Origin of the sequence: Luteitalea pratensis (genome assembly GCF_001618865.1) — a bacterium.
GTDB classification, from domain to species: Bacteria; Acidobacteriota; Vicinamibacteria; order Vicinamibacterales; family Vicinamibacteraceae; genus Luteitalea; species Luteitalea pratensis.
In genome coordinates, this window is the sequence record NZ_CP015136.1 from 6,798,780 (window position 1) to 6,814,569 (window position 15,790).

At 68.5% G+C, this 15,790-nt stretch carries 11 protein-coding genes, 1 tRNA gene and 1 pseudogene; 6 read left to right on the forward strand and 7 right to left on the reverse strand.

What is annotated here, in order from left to right:
- Position 1: 1 nt before the first annotated feature.
- A complete protein-coding gene (locus LuPra_RS28540) occupies positions 2-3,016 on the reverse strand; it encodes a PD-(D/E)XK nuclease family protein (protein WP_110173920.1) in 3,015 nt (1,004 codons plus the stop codon).
- A 2-nt stretch (positions 3,017-3,018) separates the two neighbouring features.
- Positions 3,019-4,452: a hypothetical protein gene (locus LuPra_RS28545; protein WP_110173921.1), complete on the reverse strand. Its 1,434-nt coding sequence runs from the start codon at positions 4,450-4,452 to the stop codon at positions 3,019-3,021.
- Positions 4,453-4,842: 390 nt separating this feature from the next.
- On the opposite strand from LuPra_RS28545, the gene LuPra_RS28550 reads away from it, so the two are divergent.
- Positions 4,843-5,052, forward strand: coding sequence for a hypothetical protein (locus tag LuPra_RS28550; protein WP_110173922.1), 210 nt, complete (start codon positions 4,843-4,845; stop codon positions 5,050-5,052).
- On the forward strand, positions 5,045-6,139 hold the full coding sequence (locus tag LuPra_RS28555) for an asparaginase (protein WP_110173923.1): 1,095 nt from the start codon (positions 5,045-5,047) through the stop codon (positions 6,137-6,139). The genes LuPra_RS28550 and LuPra_RS28555 overlap by 8 nt, the downstream gene beginning before the upstream one ends.
- Positions 6,140-6,444: 305 nt before the next feature.
- Here the strand turns inward: LuPra_RS28555 and LuPra_RS28560 are convergent, their stop codons facing one another.
- Positions 6,445-6,909, reverse strand: a complete 465-nt coding sequence (locus tag LuPra_RS28560) for a hypothetical protein (protein WP_110173924.1) — start codon at positions 6,907-6,909, stop codon at positions 6,445-6,447.
- A complete protein-coding gene (locus LuPra_RS28565; protein ID WP_157899801.1) occupies positions 6,906-10,985 on the reverse strand; it encodes a TolB-like translocation protein in 4,080 nt (1,359 codons plus the stop codon). The genes LuPra_RS28560 and LuPra_RS28565 overlap by 4 nt, the downstream gene beginning before the upstream one ends.
- 169 nt (positions 10,986-11,154) lie before the next feature.
- Here LuPra_RS28565 and LuPra_RS28570 point away from each other — a divergent pair, with 169 nt between their 5' ends.
- Positions 11,155-12,240, forward strand: a complete 1,086-nt coding sequence (locus LuPra_RS28570; RefSeq protein WP_110173926.1) for a diguanylate cyclase domain-containing protein — start codon at positions 11,155-11,157, stop codon at positions 12,238-12,240.
- Between the two features lie 23 nt (positions 12,241-12,263).
- Positions 12,264-12,339 (forward strand) — tRNA-Ala (locus LuPra_RS28575).
- Here LuPra_RS28575 and LuPra_RS34710 read toward each other — a convergent pair.
- From LuPra_RS34710 to LuPra_RS34025, 3 genes are all read right to left on the reverse strand, one after another.
- The gene (locus tag LuPra_RS34710) at positions 12,302-13,876 is read right to left on the reverse strand and encodes a recombinase family protein (protein ID WP_418001423.1); all 1,575 of its coding nucleotides are present in this window, start codon (positions 13,874-13,876) and stop codon (positions 12,302-12,304) included. The two genes, LuPra_RS28575 and LuPra_RS34710, sit on opposite strands and share 38 nt — an antisense overlap.
- A 22-nt stretch (positions 13,877-13,898) precedes the next feature.
- Positions 13,899-14,066: a hypothetical protein gene (locus LuPra_RS32375; RefSeq protein WP_157899802.1), complete on the reverse strand. Its 168-nt coding sequence runs from the start codon at positions 14,064-14,066 to the stop codon at positions 13,899-13,901.
- A 281-nt stretch (positions 14,067-14,347) separates the two neighbouring features.
- Positions 14,348-14,482 (reverse strand): hypothetical protein, encoded by a 135-nt coding sequence (locus LuPra_RS34025; RefSeq protein WP_257724476.1) that lies wholly within the window; start codon positions 14,480-14,482, stop codon positions 14,348-14,350.
- A gap of 426 nt (positions 14,483-14,908) precedes the next feature.
- Here LuPra_RS34025 and LuPra_RS28590 point away from each other — a divergent pair.
- Positions 14,909-15,214 (forward strand): annotated as a pseudogene (locus LuPra_RS28590) (integrase core domain-containing protein); the annotation flags it as partial.
- A gap of 57 nt (positions 15,215-15,271) precedes the next feature.
- A complete protein-coding gene (locus LuPra_RS32380) occupies positions 15,272-15,448 on the forward strand; it encodes a PDDEXK family nuclease (protein WP_157899804.1) in 177 nt (58 codons plus the stop codon).
- Positions 15,449-15,790 lie beyond the last annotated feature (342 nt).

Consider the following 15,790-nt stretch of genomic DNA (forward strand, 5'->3'; position numbering starts at 1 on the left):
CTCATTCATCGCCGACGTAATCCTTCCGGCAGACGGCGGCGTAGTCGCAGAACTGGCAGCGGAACGGGTTGTGCGGCTTCACCGGGAATACGCCGGCTTCGATGCGATCGACGGCCTCCACGAAGGCGCGCGCGTGCTCGTCGGCGCCCTCCTGATCGGCGAGGGCCTGCACCCACGGCACGTCCTCGCGGAACGCGACGAATCCGCTCGGAGCGATGCCCACGTGACGACCGGATGCACGCTCCTGCTGCACGACGGCATGCGCGTAGACGCCTGGCTGCAGGGCCTGGGTCGGCCGCCGGCCGGTCTTGTAGTCGATCACGCGTACACGGCCGTCGCCGGTCCAGTCGACGCGGTCGATGCGCCCTCGCAGGTGCACCGTGCGTGTGCCATCGGCCGCCGGCAGGGTGACGTGCTGGTCGATCGGGTGCTCCAGGCCGCGACGCACCACGTCGCCGAAGAGTTCAGCCTCCACCCGCAGCATTTTCTCGAGCACGCCCGTCGCGACAGCCGACCCGAACAGGCGGACGCGCTCGACGGCCCGATCGGCGGCCGGCAGCGCGCGCAGTGCCCGCTCGGCCACCGCCGCGAAGACGGCACGCGCCTCGGGAAGATCATCGGGACGTATCGCCACGTGTCCGCGCTCCCGCCACGCCTGGAAGCAGTCGTGCAGGACGTCGTGCAGCAGCAGGCCCGCGTCGCGCGCCGGCATACCGGGTTCGTCGTCGGCTTCTTCCTTCAGGCCGAGCACTCGCCCGGCAAAGTACTGGAAGGGGCACTGCAGGTACGTTTCGACGGCCGTGACGCTGTAGCGCTCGCCCACCATTGGCGACGTCTGTCCCGCGTCTGTGCGCGGCGGGAGCGAGAGCCGCCACGCCGCCCAGTCCCGCGCCTCGGCGCCGAGGACGGTCGCCGACGGCACGGCAGGCGTGGCCAGCAGGGCGTCCTCGCGCGTCACCGGGAGTTCTCGCTCGTCCGACGGGATGGCGATCAGGGCATCGGCGCCGAATACCTCCAACTCGTCGAGCAGCGACGAGGGCCGGACGACGGCGTCCTGATCGAGTTCGGGGACGGAGACGCCGACCGCGATCGCCGGCAGCGTCAGCAGATCGGCGAAGCGGGCCCGCAATGCGGCAGTGCGCGTCCGTTCTTCGGGCCATCCGAGCCGTTGCAGCATGAACGCGGGATAGAAGATCTCGCGAGCGGATGGCGCCGGCCATTCGCCCTCGAGCAGTCCGACGATGCGCGCGTGATCGAAGCGGCCGTACGGCGCGGCATCGGCATCGACGAGATGCACGCCTTCGTCGTCGCGCGGCAGGGCAAAGGTGCGCTCCTCGATCCACCGACGCACGAGGATGCAGGAATCCCTCGCCGGCACCGGTGTGGCGTCATGAGTGTCCAGCGCACGCTCGAGCTGATCGAGCAGCAGGTCCAGCGCGGCACGCGTGCGGCGCGTGCGGCTCGCATGCGGGTCGCCTTCGAGCGGCAGACGCTCGCAGGCTCGCCACGCCTCGCGAAGTGCGCGCACGTGTTCGGCGCCTGGAGCGGCACCCTGCAACGGTTCGAGCCGTTCGAGCCACGGACGCACGGCATCGGCGACGGCCCTGGCGGCGCGATCCTGCCGCCATTGGTCGGCGTGGCGGGTCGACGGGTCGGCGCCTTCGCGCGGCGGCGCGGCCGCCGGCAATGCCCGCAGGTGATCGAGTTGATCGAGCGAGCCCAGGTACCGCTGCCGAGCCAGCCAGGCATCGAAGGCGGCGATGTCGCCAGCCTGCACAGGCGTGCCGTCCTCGAGGCGCACCAGGACGTGGGGCGAGCGCAGCACGGTCACGAGCGCCGCCCGCGTGAAGCCGGAGAGGGCGGCGTCCATCAGCAGATCCAGGCCGGCGGCCCACGGCTCCGCAGCCAGCGGCAGCGTGCCGGCAGACTGGTACGGGATGCCCGCCGACTCGAACAGGAACTGCGCGGCGTAGAGATAGGGCAGGGGGCGGCGATAGACGAGCGCCGTGACGGAGGCGTCCGCTGGTCGCAGCGCCTTGACTCGCCGTGCGTAAGACAGCACTTCCTCGTCTCGATCGCGGCTGCCGATCCAGCGGCGATCGGCGCAATCGACCTCGAGCCGTGTCTCCGCCGGCCGCTGCCGTGGCACCCGCACCTCGGTCGCGTTCGGCCAGAGACGCCGCAGCCGCGCGAACAGGTCCTCGCCGACGCGACGCGTGGCGACGATGTCCAGGCGCTGGAGGCCGGGCGCCTGCGCCAGCAACTCGAAGTCCACGGGCCAGAGCCCCTGCGGCTCGGCATGGTGATCGGCGACGCTGACGACCATGTGCGGCAGGCACCACGGACGGACCGATCCTCGCAGGGCCGCGTGAAGCGCGCGCTCATCCATGCTGTCGAGCGCCGCCACACGCGCGTCGAAGACCCGGCACGCCTCGCGCAGGAACCGTGTCTGCAGCAGCAGGCGTTCGGCGCCACGATCGGAGGGCGCTTCGTCCTCGAGCCTGACCGCGGCCTCCTCGAGCCAGGTCGAGGGATCGTGCCCGAGACGCGCCACCTGGTCGTGCAAGCGCAGCATCTCGGCCACCAGTCCCGGGCGCAGCAGGAAGGGCGGGCGATGCACGCGCGACGCCTGCCGGGCACTGGCGCCCATCAACACCTCGCGCGTGAGCGGGGACAGGCGCGGCGCATCGATGCGCGCAGCGCGATGCCATGTGTCGTACAGGTCGTCGCGCGTCAGCAGGCGCGGCATCGCGATGGCGGCGTGGGGGCCGGGCGCGACGTGATGATCGAGCGCGTCCTGCAGCGCGAGCGGCGGCGTCCACCGCTCGGCGAGAAGACGTTGCTCCAGCGTGCGGCGCCACTGCTCGGCCGCGGCACGATTGGGCACCACCATGATCGGTGGATCGATCTCCGTCCTCGTCTCCTCCTTTCCTCCGGCCGGCAGGCCGAGGACGAGGAGGACGCGCTGCCAGGCGTCGAGGTCGTCGGCCTGGATCAGGCGAATCGCGCACGTCATGGTCAAGGGGTGCCGGTCGCAGGCAACGCGGGCGGCCGGAGGAGCGCGGGCACGTCGACCCGCAACTGCTGCAGCAACATCAACGCTCCCGCAGCTGCAGCGGATGCCTCCCAGGCCTGTTGCAGGTTGCCACTGCGGATGGCGCCGCGGCGCGTCTGCAGCGCGCGGGCCGCGAGCTGCTGCGCCGAGAGCCAGAGCTGATGTGCGGTGCGGGCCTCGTCGGGCACCGGCGCGCGGTGGGCGTCCCCGCGGGCGGTCGCCAGTTGGACCTCCGCGGCACTCAGCAAGCCCGGCTCCGGTCCACTCAGCGCCTTCACGTCCTCGAGCGCGCGGGGCAATGCCGTCGAGGCAGCCAGGTGCGGCGTCACGGCGATCGCGTAGGCCTGCAGGGCTGGCTGACGCTCGGTCCAGCGCTGGAGAAGCAGGCGATGACGGCGTGCACTCTCGAGGCGCATGTCCAGCGTGGCCAGCAGCGATGCGACCTCGGCCGGGCGACGTCGTTCGAGCTTGATGTCACGGGCAACGAGATCTTCGCGGACTCGCATCAGGCCACGCACGTCCGCCGCCGCAAGCATTTGCGACGTCTTGTCCAGCATCCATGCGCGCAGCCGCTCATACTTGCGCGTGACGTTGGTTTCCGTTTCGATCTGACGGTGGATCTGCCGGCGCGTCGTCCGGGCCCATCCGCGATCGATGCCTTGTGACTGCGTCAGCATCGCCTCGGCCGAACGCAGCAGCAGCATGCGTTCGGTCGCGTCGGCGACGCGCGGGGCGAGGCCGAGTGCCTGTGCGATCATGTCCTGCAGCGTCGGCGGTGGCAGGAGGGGCACCGCGGGAGCGACCGGCGCCGGCGGCGTTCCCGCGGTCAGTGCCAGCGTGAACGTCTTCTGCCCTGCGGCCGCACGCATGCCGTTGAGCAGATCGTCGACCACCGACAATGTCTGTGCGACCTCCTCGGCCCGATAGCCGTGATGGCTGGCCGGCCATCGCGCCAGCTGGACGCGGGCCGCTTCCAGGCGTCGAATACGTTCCAGCGGATCGGGCAGCACGGCGACGTCGCGCAACGTCGCCGCCACTTCCTCGGTGAACACGGCGTAGGCGCGTTCACCGCCGGCCTGCTCGAACTGGGCCCGCCGGAGGGCGTCACGGTAGGCGTCGGTGCGCGGCCAGTCGACGGCACTCGCGGCGATCGTGACGGTGCGTGTCTCTGGCGTCCCCGTCGTGCCTGGCGCGCCGAGCGGCACCTGCAAGAGCACGGCGTCGTCGACGCGCGTGAACTCGCCGACCGTACTCAGGATCTGCCCGTCACGCAGGAAGACACGGAACCAGGGCTCGCGCGCGAGGCTGGCCGGGACACCGGCGACGCTGCCCTGCTGGGGCCCGGCCGCCTCGCCCGGAGACGACAAGGCCAGGACGCACAGGCCGCAGGCCCACACGCCAGCCGATTTCCCTCGTCCCCGCGACGGCACAATCCTCTGATGATGGCCGCTTCCTGCGCTCGTGTCGAGCGCTCTCCAGCGGACCCACCTTCAGATACGAGCGCCAGCTCCAGCCGGTGGCGCCCGGCGCGATGGCCTCCAGCGGTCGCGTCGCCGGGGGCCTGTGGAAAACCTGCGGACGAATGGTGGATATCGTGTGCATTGCTGTCGACGCGGCACCGCAAGTCCCTGCATCCACGATGCTTGGCGAGGTGCCCCTGACATGTGCACAGTCTTTCGCGGACCTCTTCGCTTGCGTGGATCTGACAGTTCTCTAAAATGACCGTCGCTTCGGGATTGTCCGAGGCCGCCTCCCGATCAACGTCAGACAGGCTTCGTGGGCCACGCGTGCAAAGAATCGAGCAACACATCAACGGTCGGCTGTACCACATCGAGTTGTCGCAGGTGCAGCGCCAGCGATGGCGCGCACACGTCGTCACGGCGCAGGGCGCGCCAACGGCATTAATGCCGTTCTACGACGACACAGCGGATGCGGCGGCGCAGCGCCTGGCGGACTGGCTCACACGCCTGACCCGCCCCAGCGTAGCGCATGCGTAAGATTTCGCTTTCCGCTCTCCTGTGCCTCGTCACGGTCGCAATGCCGGCCATGGCGGGGCAGGGAGCGGCGCCCTCCACACCGGCAGCCGTCACGCAGCCGGCCACCACGCCCGCAAGTCCCCTCCCGCGCGTCCGCCTGGTCGCCACCGGCGGCACCATCAGCAATCGCCGCGGCGGACGACTGACCGCCGCAGAGATCGTCGCGTCGGTGCCGGGCTTGGCCGACGTCGCCGCCGTCGAATCAGAGCAGTTTGCCAACGTCGCCAGCGCCGAGATCACCCTCGACCAGTGGCTCGCGCTAGCGCGGCGCCTCAACGCGATCTTCCGCGACGATCCGTCGTTGTCGGGCATCGTCGTGACGAGCGGGACGGACACGCTCGAGGAACTGGCCTACTTCCTTCACCTGACCGTGCGCGATCGCCGCCCCGTCGTCGTCACCGGATCGATGCGCAACCCGAGCCAGGTCGGCTACGAGGGACCGGCCAACCTGCTCGCGTCGGTGCGAGTGGCCGCCGACGCCCGCGCCGCCGGGCGCGGAGTGCTCGTGGTGCTGAACGACGAAATCAACGGCGCCCGCGACGTTACCAAGACCGACGCACTCCGCCTGAACACGTTCGCGTCGCGCAGTTTCGGAGCGCTCGGCGTCGTCGATGCCGACCGGGTCGTGTTCCGGAGGACGGCCGAAGGGCGCCACACGGCGGCATCCGAGTTCGATGTCGGCACGATCGAGACGCTTCCCCGAGTGGACGTGTTCCTCGTCTATCAGGGCGCTCCCGGCGATCTGATCAAGACCGCCATCGACCTCGGCGCGCGTGGTGTCGTGCTCGCGACAGCGGGAGCGGGCGCGACCTCGGGCACACAGGATCAGGGCGTCGCCTACGCGCGCGAGAAGGGCGTCCCGGTCGTCGCCACGACACGCGCGGGCAGTGGACGTGTCGCCGGGCCGCGCGATCGTTCCGCGGCGACGGGGTCCAGGCGCATAGTCGGAGGGGATCTCTCCGCGGTGAAGGCGCGCGTGCTGCTGATGCTCGCGCTGACGCGGACCACCGAGATCGCGGAACTGCAGCGGATCTTCGAGGAGTACTGACTCGGGACACAGTGGTAGGGACGCCTCTCCGAGGCGTCCAACTCCACCATGCGTAGCCTCTCCGAGGCGTCCCAACTCCACCATGCGTAGCCTCTCCGATGCGTCCAACTCCACGACCGCTGTCCTCGAGGGGGCGATGTGGACCGCTCGGAGAGCGGTCCCTACCTAAGCGATGTGGACGCTCGGCGAGCGGTCCCTACCTAAGCGATGTGGACGCTCGGCGAGCGGTCCCTACCTAAGCGATGTGGACGCTCGAAGAGCGGTCCCTACCTAAGCGATGCGGAGGCTCGGAGAGCGGTCCATACCTAACTCCGCTGCACGCCCAGGAGCACGACGACCGGCACGACGACCGCCGCCATGACGCCGGCCGTCAGGTGCATGGGGATCGTCAGGAGCGGGAAGCCGGGGGGAACGGGCATGCCATCAGGTAGTACCGGCGTGAACGGCGCGATGCATGTGGTCGCCGCGGTGGCCAGGCAGCCGATCACATAGAGCGGTGTGGCAATGATGAAGCCGCGCGACAGCAGCAGGTACACCCCCGCCGCCAGCAATACCGACAACACCGTCGCGATCGCCACCGACGCCGGATCGATCAGGTCCGGCACCGTGTACCCGGTGAGTCCCTGATACGCGTTGCGCCAGGCAAGGTTGACGGCCGCGGCAGACGCCGCGGCCACAATCCCCCCAACCACGTAGCGCCAGGCCGGCGCGGCGGCGGCACGCGTTGGAAGCGTGCCGCCTTCATGAAATGACGCGCCCTGCTCCGTCACGGAAGCGGGTTGCCGAGCGCGTTGGTGCCGACCTGGAACGTGATGCCGTTCACGTTGCGGTACATGGCCCGCTCCACCACCAGCGGCAACGTCGTGCCCTCCGACTCGATCAGCACACCAGCCTGCGTGTCGGTCGGCAGCCCGGCCGCCGCCAACAGGTCGTGGAGGTAATACGTCGTGCGCGACTGCGCTGCCACCGGCTGGCCCGTGAGTACGGCCGTCTGGCCGTTCGGCAACAGCAGTCGAATCCGCAACGATCCGGCAACCGAGCCGGTGTTGGCCACGAGGATGTACGTGTTCCAGCCGAAGCTGCTGTTGTGCTCGCCCTCGGCGACGACCCAGCGGCTCGCGGGGCGCGTCGAACCAGGCGAGTTGTGCGCCTCGTACCACGTGTTGGAACCGCCGGGCCACCACATCGCCCGCTCGACGATGATCGGCACCCCGTTGAGCGATCGGATGCGCACCGACACGTCGGTGTTGCCGGTCTTGAACGGCTTGTCGCCGGGCGTCATTTCTTCTTCGTCGACCCAGATGTTGAAGCGTGACGTGGGGTTCACCTGGTACTGCTTGGTGTAGATCGTACCGGTGTTGCCGACGATGAACTCGGCCTGCACCAGGGCGACGCTGCCCGTCGTGTTGCCGATCAACACGAACTCGTCGAAGAAGTCACCGGCGTTGCCTTCGGCCAGGAACCACTCGGTGGCGAGTTCTGTCAGGCCCGCACTCTCGTGGCCTGCCTTGAACAACGGCGCCGAACCGCGATACATCGCGCGCTCCGCGATGATGTTGGCGCCCGCTGTGACCGTGAACTCCGCCGACAGTTCGGCATTGGCCAGCGGCGTCGTGCCGTTGAAGTCCTCGACGTTCGCCCAGATGTTGAATCGGCTGTTGGGCGCCAGCGTGAACGACTTCGTGTGCACGGCGCCGGTGCCGAGCAGGAATCGACCCTCCACGGTGACTTCGGCACTGGACGGGTTCTGCAGCAGGTAGAACAGGTTGAAACCGCCGATTGTCGCGCCCTCGGCGAAGTACCATTTGCGCGAGGCGCTCACGACGCCGGTCTCGGCGTGACCCGCGTACGTGTTCTTGTCCCAGGTCATCGTGCGATCGACGCCGATCGGTCCGGTGGCCTTGACCGTGGTGGAGAACTCGTACGCCGGGTCAGGCCCGGTCTCGGCGATGCCGGGCTGTTCGTCGAGCAGCACCGTCTTGCGCTCGAAGGGCTGCAGCGTAAACAGCGTCACCGGGACAGGCACCCCCGACGGCAGCTGGTACGAAATCTCGCCCGTCACGACCGTGCTGCCCGGGTTGGCCAGCGCAATGCGCGTGTCGAAGTTCAGGCCCGCGGTCTTGGTCGCGCCCTCGGCGAAGTAGCGTGTGAAGGCTCCGAGCAGCGGGTTGCCGTCACCGCCCTGACCCGTTCGCTCCTGGTCGTTCGTCCAGCCGTCGCCGTCCGGATCGGCAAACGGGGACCCGGCGTTGCTGCAGGGATCGAGACCGTACAGATTGGCGAACGCCGTGTAGCCGACGAGCGTGCCCTCGATGAAGTCGCACTCGCCGTTGCCGAAGATGCCGGCGCGGATGAAGGCGTCTACCATGCCGTTGGTGTCGCCAGCCACGAGATTGGTGAACCCGGACTGGTACACGGTGGAGCGAGCGTTGCCGGCGATCTCCGGGTTCTCCGTGTCGAAGCCGGTGCCGCCGCTCGGTTCGGCGCCACCCGCGGTGGCGCTGAGGCGGACGATGCCGCCGAACGCGCCGGCCGGAGGCGCCCCGCCGGCGGCTGCGCCCAGGATCACCCGCGCGAACACGTCGGCCGCGTTGTTGGTGTCGGGAGCGGCCAGGTCGCTCGCGTATGAACGGTAGCTCATGAAACGGCCGAACATGCTCAGCGTCGGATCGTAGGAGCCCTGCGTGGTCCCCGTTCCCTCGGTGACTCCGTTCACCGGCCCCCGCACACTGGTGCCGTCGCTGCGCGCCACGTACACGTCGGACGTCGCGGCGGCCTCACTGGTGAGGATGGAGCTCGAAAGCAGGTAGGTCACATAGCGCCCATCGGCGTTGATGAACGCGTCGCGGGCTTCGATCGACGTCGGCTGTGCGTCGACGTTCGTGCTCACGCGAGTGATCGTCCCGGTGTCCATGTTGCGGACGAACACGTCCGATCGGCCGTTGAGGTCGCCGGCAGCCAGGGTCGCGTCCGAGGACACGAATGCGACGAGCTTGCCGTCGGCAGAGATCGTCGGAGTGTTGCCGCCGACGGCGGCGGCCGCCTTGCTCACGAGTACCTGCGTCCCGGTCATGCGGTCGAACCGGTACACGTCGATGCTGCCGTTGCCGTCGTTGGCATTATCGAAGTTCGCGTTCGTGAGGAAGGCGACGTACCGGCCGCTCGCGCTGACGCGCGGCTGCGCGCCTGCCGCCGCCGCAGATCCCGGCGACGCGGCACTCACGGTCTGCGTCGTACCGTTGAAGCGGTCGTAGAGGAACGAGGCGCCGCGGTTGTAGGCGATGAACCGCCCGTCATGGCTGATCGTCACCCAGTCGGCGTCAACCGTGTCTAACCCGGCCGGAATCGGCAGGCGCTCGGTGGTTCCGGTGACGCGATTGCGCACGAAGACGTCGGTGTGCGAGTTCGTGTCGCCGGGCACCACGTTGGTCGCCGAGGACAGGAACGCAACGATGGTGCCGTCGTAGCTGGGCGCGGGCCGCAGGCTCTGGCCTGAATAGGTGGGCGAGACGGCGGCCGCGGTCGCGGTCATCTTCGTGATCGTCGTGCCGTTGCTGGTGAACACGTCCGTGTCGCCGTTCGTGTCGCCCTCGACCAGCGTCGGCTCGTCGGACGCGAAGACCGCCAGGCCGGCGTCGCTCACGCCGGTGCCACCGACAAAGGTGGCAGTGGTCGCTTCCGAGGCGCTGACGCGCGTCAGCGCCGTGACCGACACTGGCGATGTGGCTCGCGACAGCGTGGCGCGGAAGACGTCGAAGTAGGCGTCGAAGACGTCGTCGAAGTTCGACGCCTGCGAGGTGAAGACGAGGAAGCCGCCGCTCGGGCTGAGGGCGCCTTCGAAGCTGTTGCCGTTGCCACCGGAGCCGGCCGCCGTTCGCGAGACGAGCACGGTGCTGCCGCCGATGCGGTCCCGCACGTAGATGTCGCTGAGGCCGTTGGTGTCGCCAGTCACTGCCGCCCCGGCGGTGTCGAACGCGACCAGCTGCCCGTCAGCGCTGATCGACGGGCGGCTCGAGGGCGAGGTGAGCTGCGCGCCAGTCGCCGACACGCTGACACGGATGGTGGTGGGCGCGCCGCCCGTCGCGCCGAGGCGCAGAAAGACGTCGGACACGGCGTTGGTGTCGGCGCCGCCGGCGACCAGGCCGCTGGTGATGCTGGCAAACGCCACCGTGCCGTCATTGGCCACGCTCGGACGCACGTCGGACGTGCCGAGCGCGCCGGCCGCGCCGTCCGCACGCGACACGAGGAACGTGTTGCCGTTCAGCAGGTCACGCAGGAACACGTGGATCGCGCCCGAGCCGCCGGCGAGGTCGGCGGCGTCGCTCAGGAATGCCACGAACTGTCCGTTCGGGCTGATCGCGCTCGAGAAGCTCCGGCCGTTGCCCTGCGTCTCCGTCGACGACAGCGAGGCGCGAGTCAAGGTGCCCGTGGACCGATCGAGCACAAAAACGTCGCTGAGACCGTTGGTGTCGTCGGCGACGAGGTTGCTCGCGCACGAATCGAAGGCGACGAAGCGACCGTCTGCCGAGACCGAGGCGCGCTGCGACGCGCAGTTGGACTGCACCGCCCCGTTGCCGAGGATGCGCGCGACAGTGGAACCGGTGGCGATGAAGATGTCGCTGACCAAGTTGGTGTCGCCCGCCACGAGGCTCGACACCGGACTTTCGAAGACGACGACCGTGCCGTCGCCACTCACGGTCGGCCACGCGACGTACCGTCCGCCGATCGCCTGCCCCCCCGCGCCCGGGACGCTGACACGCTCGGTCGTCTGGCCACTCGAGGGCGTCGCGGCCACCAACACTGCGGCCACGATGGCCCCGCCCCACGCTGCTTGCCTTCTCTGCATGCTGCCTCCCCCAGGAGCCGCCCATAGGCACACTCCCACGCTGGTGCCGTGTCTCGGCGCGGCCGGGCCACTGCAATAGAGGGGCCGCAGCCGGTCCGGTTCAAACGATCGGTCCGGTTGCCTCAAGAAGACGCCGGATCCCGTCGATTCCTCCTGCGGCACCTATCGAATGTCCAGTCGCCCCATCGCGCTCGAACTCGCCCACGGTCTCCCGTCGCATGCCGCGGACACGCGTGCAGCTCTCGACGGCGTGGTCGACGATCTCGTGGCGCTGCTCGAAGCACAATTCCCGGCCGGCCCGGACTTCCCGGCCGATGCCCTGCGCACTCGCCTGTCGCAGTCCCGGGAACGCCTCCGAACGAGCGAGTGTGCTCCGGACGCCTCGGGCGCCGGCCGGCGATTGATCGGAGATGCCTCGCAGGCGTACGCACGCCTGTCGGCCCACGCGTCGGCCCGCGAGGCGGAGTTCACCGGCGTCATTCGCCTCCTGCGCGAGCTCGTGGATGGTCTCCGCGGCGACGCGGTGGCCTTCCGGCATGATCTCATCCGCAGCAGCGAACGGGTCGCCGATCTCACGCAGCTGGAGGATATCCGGACCCTGCGCCGCGCCCTCAACCGCGAGGTGGACCAGTTGCGGCAGTGTGTCCAGCAGGGCGAACGGCAGGAAGCGGCGCGGCTCTCCAGGGTGGCCGGTGACCTGCGCAAGGTCGACGAGACCATGGCCCAGGCCACGGGCATAGGCGAAGGTTCGCACGGCCTGCTGGGCCGTCCGGCGCTGCTCCGCGACCTCGCCGCCGAGCCTCACGCGCATGCCTCGATCGTGATCTGCCGTATCGACGAGGCGCAGGCCATCGTCGACGGCCACGGCGCACCGGTGCTGGAACGGGTCATCATCGCGCTGGCGCACCTGCTGAAGGGGTCATTTGGCAACGACACGAGAGTGTACCGGAGCAGTACACAGTGTGTCGCGATGTTGCTGCCCCGGTCGGCGGCACGTCAGCTGGCGCAACAGGTGAGGAAGGTGCAGGCGCGAGTCGCGCCCGAGTACGAGTACGAGCGCAACGGCGTGACGCGGCGGGTGGTGTTCACGTTCAGCAGCGTAATCGCGCACACCCCAGGGCGGACGGCCAGCAACGGCGTCGATGCCCTGGCGCGGGCCGAGACGCAGGCCGAGGGCGTCAAGGGCCTGTCGCAGCTGCAGACGGAGTCGAGCGGGCTCGAACGCCTCGTCGACTGGTTTTCGTCGGCTGGTTAGGATATACTCCGTCGTCTTTGCGTGGGCCTGTAGCGCAGCTGGGAGCGCGCCTGAATGGCATTCAGGAGGTCACCGGTTCGATCCCGGTCAGGTCCACCAACCTTTTATTTCCCTCCTCAATCGGCTGCAAGTAGTTGAACGCCCTTGCGGTTACGGCGGTTCCAACGAAGTCGCGGCCGTCGAACGTCATCCCCTCCGGAAAGAACAGCTGTTGGAACCGCTGGCGCTGCGCCAGTGAGGCCTGCACCCACAGGTCTGCGGCGCGGGGCAGCACCCGCTCGGCAAACGCCAGGATGCCCTCAACGTCGAGCTCTTCGAGCTCCGTGGCGTGCCGGTCGATGCGGACCAGTGTGAGCTCCTCGCGCAGCTTCTCCGCGTGACGGTCGTACACGTCGATATCGATCGAGCGCTCGAACAGGAACGCCTCGTCCAGACGGTCGAGCTTCTTCTGAATGGCTTCGGCCTGGCGCTCGGCGCGCGCGAGGTCCGCACGGGCAGACTCCTTGCGAGTCTTCCATACTTGGAGGACCGATTCCTTCAGCAGCCGCATGTAGCCGGCAGTCGGCTGCAGCCGGGTCAGCTCCTTCTCGAATAAGGTCTCGAGCCTGGCTTTGGTCACGTTGACGCCGCGACAGCCCGGCCGGCAGTGGTAGTAGGCGTAGTAGCTGCTTCGTCCCTTCGACCAGCTGCCTGTGAGGCCGCGCCCGCAGGACTCGCACCGCACGAAGCCACGCAGCGGGAAATCCGGGTGCCCCTGTAACTGCGGCGCCAGGCTCGGCGTGTGGCCCGACAGCACGGCCTGAACTCGGTAGAAGGTGTCCTCGCTAACGAGCGGCTCGAAGTCCCCACGTCGGCCGCGCACCCCGTACTCGGCCACGTCGACGATGCCGGCGTAGAGCTGGTTGCGCAGCAGCATCCCGATCGCCTGCGAGCTGAGAGGCTGACCGCGCCGGTTGCGCAGTCCCCAGGCCGTCACCTGCTGCAGCAACTGCTGCTTCGTGAATCGTCCGGTTGCGTACTCCTCGACGGCCCGCCGCACGAGCGGCGCGCGTTCCGGGTCGGGAATCAGGCTCTTGCCCATCGCGCGCGGCGCATTCATGTATCCGAGCGGGGCCAGGAACACCCAGCGCCCGAGTTCGAGCGCCGCCTTCATGCCGGCCCGTGTGCGGTCCGAGCGCACGTCGTTGTCGAACTGCGCGAACGCCGCCAGCACGCCTTCCATCAACTTGCCGGTGGAGGTGTCGTCGATCGGCTCCGTCGCAGACCGCAGCGAGATGCCGAGCGACTGCAGATAGGAGCGCAACGCGAAGTGGTCGTACTTGTCGCGAGCGAAACGCGTCAGGTTGAACACGACCACGAAGTGCACGCGGCCCTTGTTCGTGCGGCAGAAGGCAAGCAGTCGCTGCAGTTCGGTGCGGTCCGCTGTCTTGGCGCTCTCACCCTCTTCCCTGAAGCGCTCGAGGACATCGAGCCCTTCGCGGCGGCAGTACTCCTCACAGGCCCGGAGCTGGGTCGGCAAGCTCAGGTTCTCCGTCTGCTCCTTCGTGCTGACGCGGATGTAGACGACGGCGCCGGCCATGGATGGCAGCGTAGTCCCGTCGCCGGGCGGCTTCAAGGCGTTTGTGGTCGGGCGCATCGGTTCACTCGGCCTGGGCTCGCTAATGCAGAAACACCTCCAGCAGTGTGTGGGCGAGCACGTGCGCGTGACGGCGAATCTCCTCGATCTCGGCGTCGGTCAGGTCGATGGCCTCGTCGCCCAGCAGGCGACGGCAACACGTAATCGGCAGCACGTCTCTCGCGTTCTGCGGTTCGACCGTGTCGTCCATGGCGGTGTCCTGTCCTGACAGGGCCAGCGCCATGCAGGGCGGGGGACGGGTCTTGGACCATCACGTAATTGCCGGTCTCCCGGCTCGTTCAAGGGTCCCGTCAAGGTCGAAGCCGCGCCGCCGGCGCGGGCCGAGCGCCAGCGAGGCGCCTTGACGGGCACGAGAACGGGCCGACCATCGAGCGCGTGATGGTCCTGCTCGTCGAACTGGTCTGGCGGGCGCCACTGGGGCGCGTGTGGTGGTACCGCCCGGGCCGTGGTGGCGCGGGCGCGGACGACCACTCAGGTCGCCGAGAAGTGAGACCGATGGGTCACTGTGGAGATCACCGCCGGGTCGGTGGCGCCGTGCGGCACGCTCCACGAACGCAGCGCCGGTGTGGCGTGCGCGACGACGTTGCTCCGCCCGGCTTCGAGCATGCAGCGCCGTATTGCTCTCTGCTTACCTGAACTCGCGTTCGCGGCGGAAGCTTACAGCCGGCCCGTGATGCGGCGCTCTGCTTCCCGTCTGGAGGTGCCACCAGATGGGCCGGACAGTTGCACCTGCAGCGGGCGTGAACGACCCCCTCGGGGCCGCGGCGTAAACCGCGCCGCGGGTCTAAGGTGGGGGTCGTTCACGCCCCAATCTCGCGCAATTGCCTGGTTGGTCGGAGCGACGGTGGCGCCACAGAGCGCCGCCACCGTACAGTCGTCTAGTTCTCGCAAGTCGCCGCGTCGGCGCGGGTTGCGACGTTGCCTCAGTTCACCAGGCGGAAGAGACAGAGACGGCGCCACTCGATCAGTCGTACCGCTTACGGGCGAAGACAGGCCCCACGACCATCTTCGCGCCCATCTTCGGTGCAAACGAGCGGCATCGACCCGCCGCATATCGATCCCGGCAAGCCTTGCCCGAACGGCCGCGACGAGAGCTTCAACGGCAAGTCTCGCGACGAGTGCCTTAACTTCGAGTGGTCACGGCGACGCCACGAGGCGGTGGTGCTGATCGAGCAGTGGCGGCAGCACTACAATGCCGTCGGTGCGCACGCGAGCCTTGGCTACCGAACGCCGCACCAGTACAAGGCCACCCTGTGCCAACCAAGAAGAAGGTGTCACGGAGCGTCGGTCTCCAGTGAAGATCGGCCTGAGGAAGTCAGGCGGGTCATTACGACGTGACATGCGTCGAGGCGCGGCGGTCAGCTGACGCTCGCAACCAGACAATTGAGTGCACCGATGGCCGACTACGATTTCCGATCCCTGTCACCGCACGACTTTGAATTGCTATCCCGCGACGTGCCGCAAACGGTGCTCGGGGTACGGCTTGAGAGTTTCACGACGGGGCGGGATTCCGGGATCGATTTCCGTTATCGCGGAGGCGGGATCAACCTGATCGTGCAGTGCCTTAATTAAGGTGCAGACCGCAACTGAAGTAGCCGAATTATTGATTCGCACTGCCGCGTGGGTGGTACCCGCGACGACGGCACTCGTCGCCGTGGCGAAGTTCGCACTCCAGTGGCAGTCCCAACGTCATCGCCTAGGACGGGCAAAGGTCGCCCTAGCAACGGCTCGCGGGCTGTCTGCCTGGCCATGGGCGGCTAGCTACGGCTTCCGTTTAACGGCTGCTGCTGACGCCACGTCTTGAAGTGCGTCTCGAGCACACCCAGCGCCTGTGATGGGCCGACGGGCCGTACCCGTCATGGATCTCGCCAGTGAGCGAGCGCGCTCAACCTTCCGGAGAATAGGGTGACCGTC

Excerpts from the sequence above, each read along its gene's own strand:
- LuPra_RS28540 (WP_110173920.1), bottom strand. The coding sequence starts at position 3,016 with ATGACGTGCGCGATTCGCCTGATCCAGGCCGACGACCTCGACGCCTGG.
- LuPra_RS28555 (WP_110173923.1), top strand. The coding sequence starts at position 5,045 with ATGCGTAAGATTTCGCTTTCCGCTCTCCTGTGCCTCGTCACGGTCGCA.
- LuPra_RS28565 (WP_157899801.1), bottom strand. The coding sequence starts at position 10,985 with ATGCAGAGAAGGCAAGCAGCGTGGGGCGGGGCCATCGTGGCCGCAGTG.
- LuPra_RS28570 (WP_110173926.1), top strand. The coding sequence starts at position 11,155 with ATGTCCAGTCGCCCCATCGCGCTCGAACTCGCCCACGGTCTCCCGTCG.
- LuPra_RS34710 (WP_418001423.1), bottom strand. The coding sequence starts at position 13,876 with ATGCGCCCGACCACAAACGCCTTGAAGCCGCCCGGCGACGGGACTACG.
- LuPra_RS32375 (WP_157899802.1), bottom strand. The coding sequence starts at position 14,066 with ATGGACGACACGGTCGAACCGCAGAACGCGAGAGACGTGCTGCCGATT.
- LuPra_RS34025 (WP_257724476.1), bottom strand. The coding sequence starts at position 14,482 with ATGCTCGAAGCCGGGCGGAGCAACGTCGTCGCGCACGCCACACCGGCG.
- LuPra_RS32380 (WP_157899804.1), top strand. The coding sequence starts at position 15,272 with ATGGCCGACTACGATTTCCGATCCCTGTCACCGCACGACTTTGAATTG.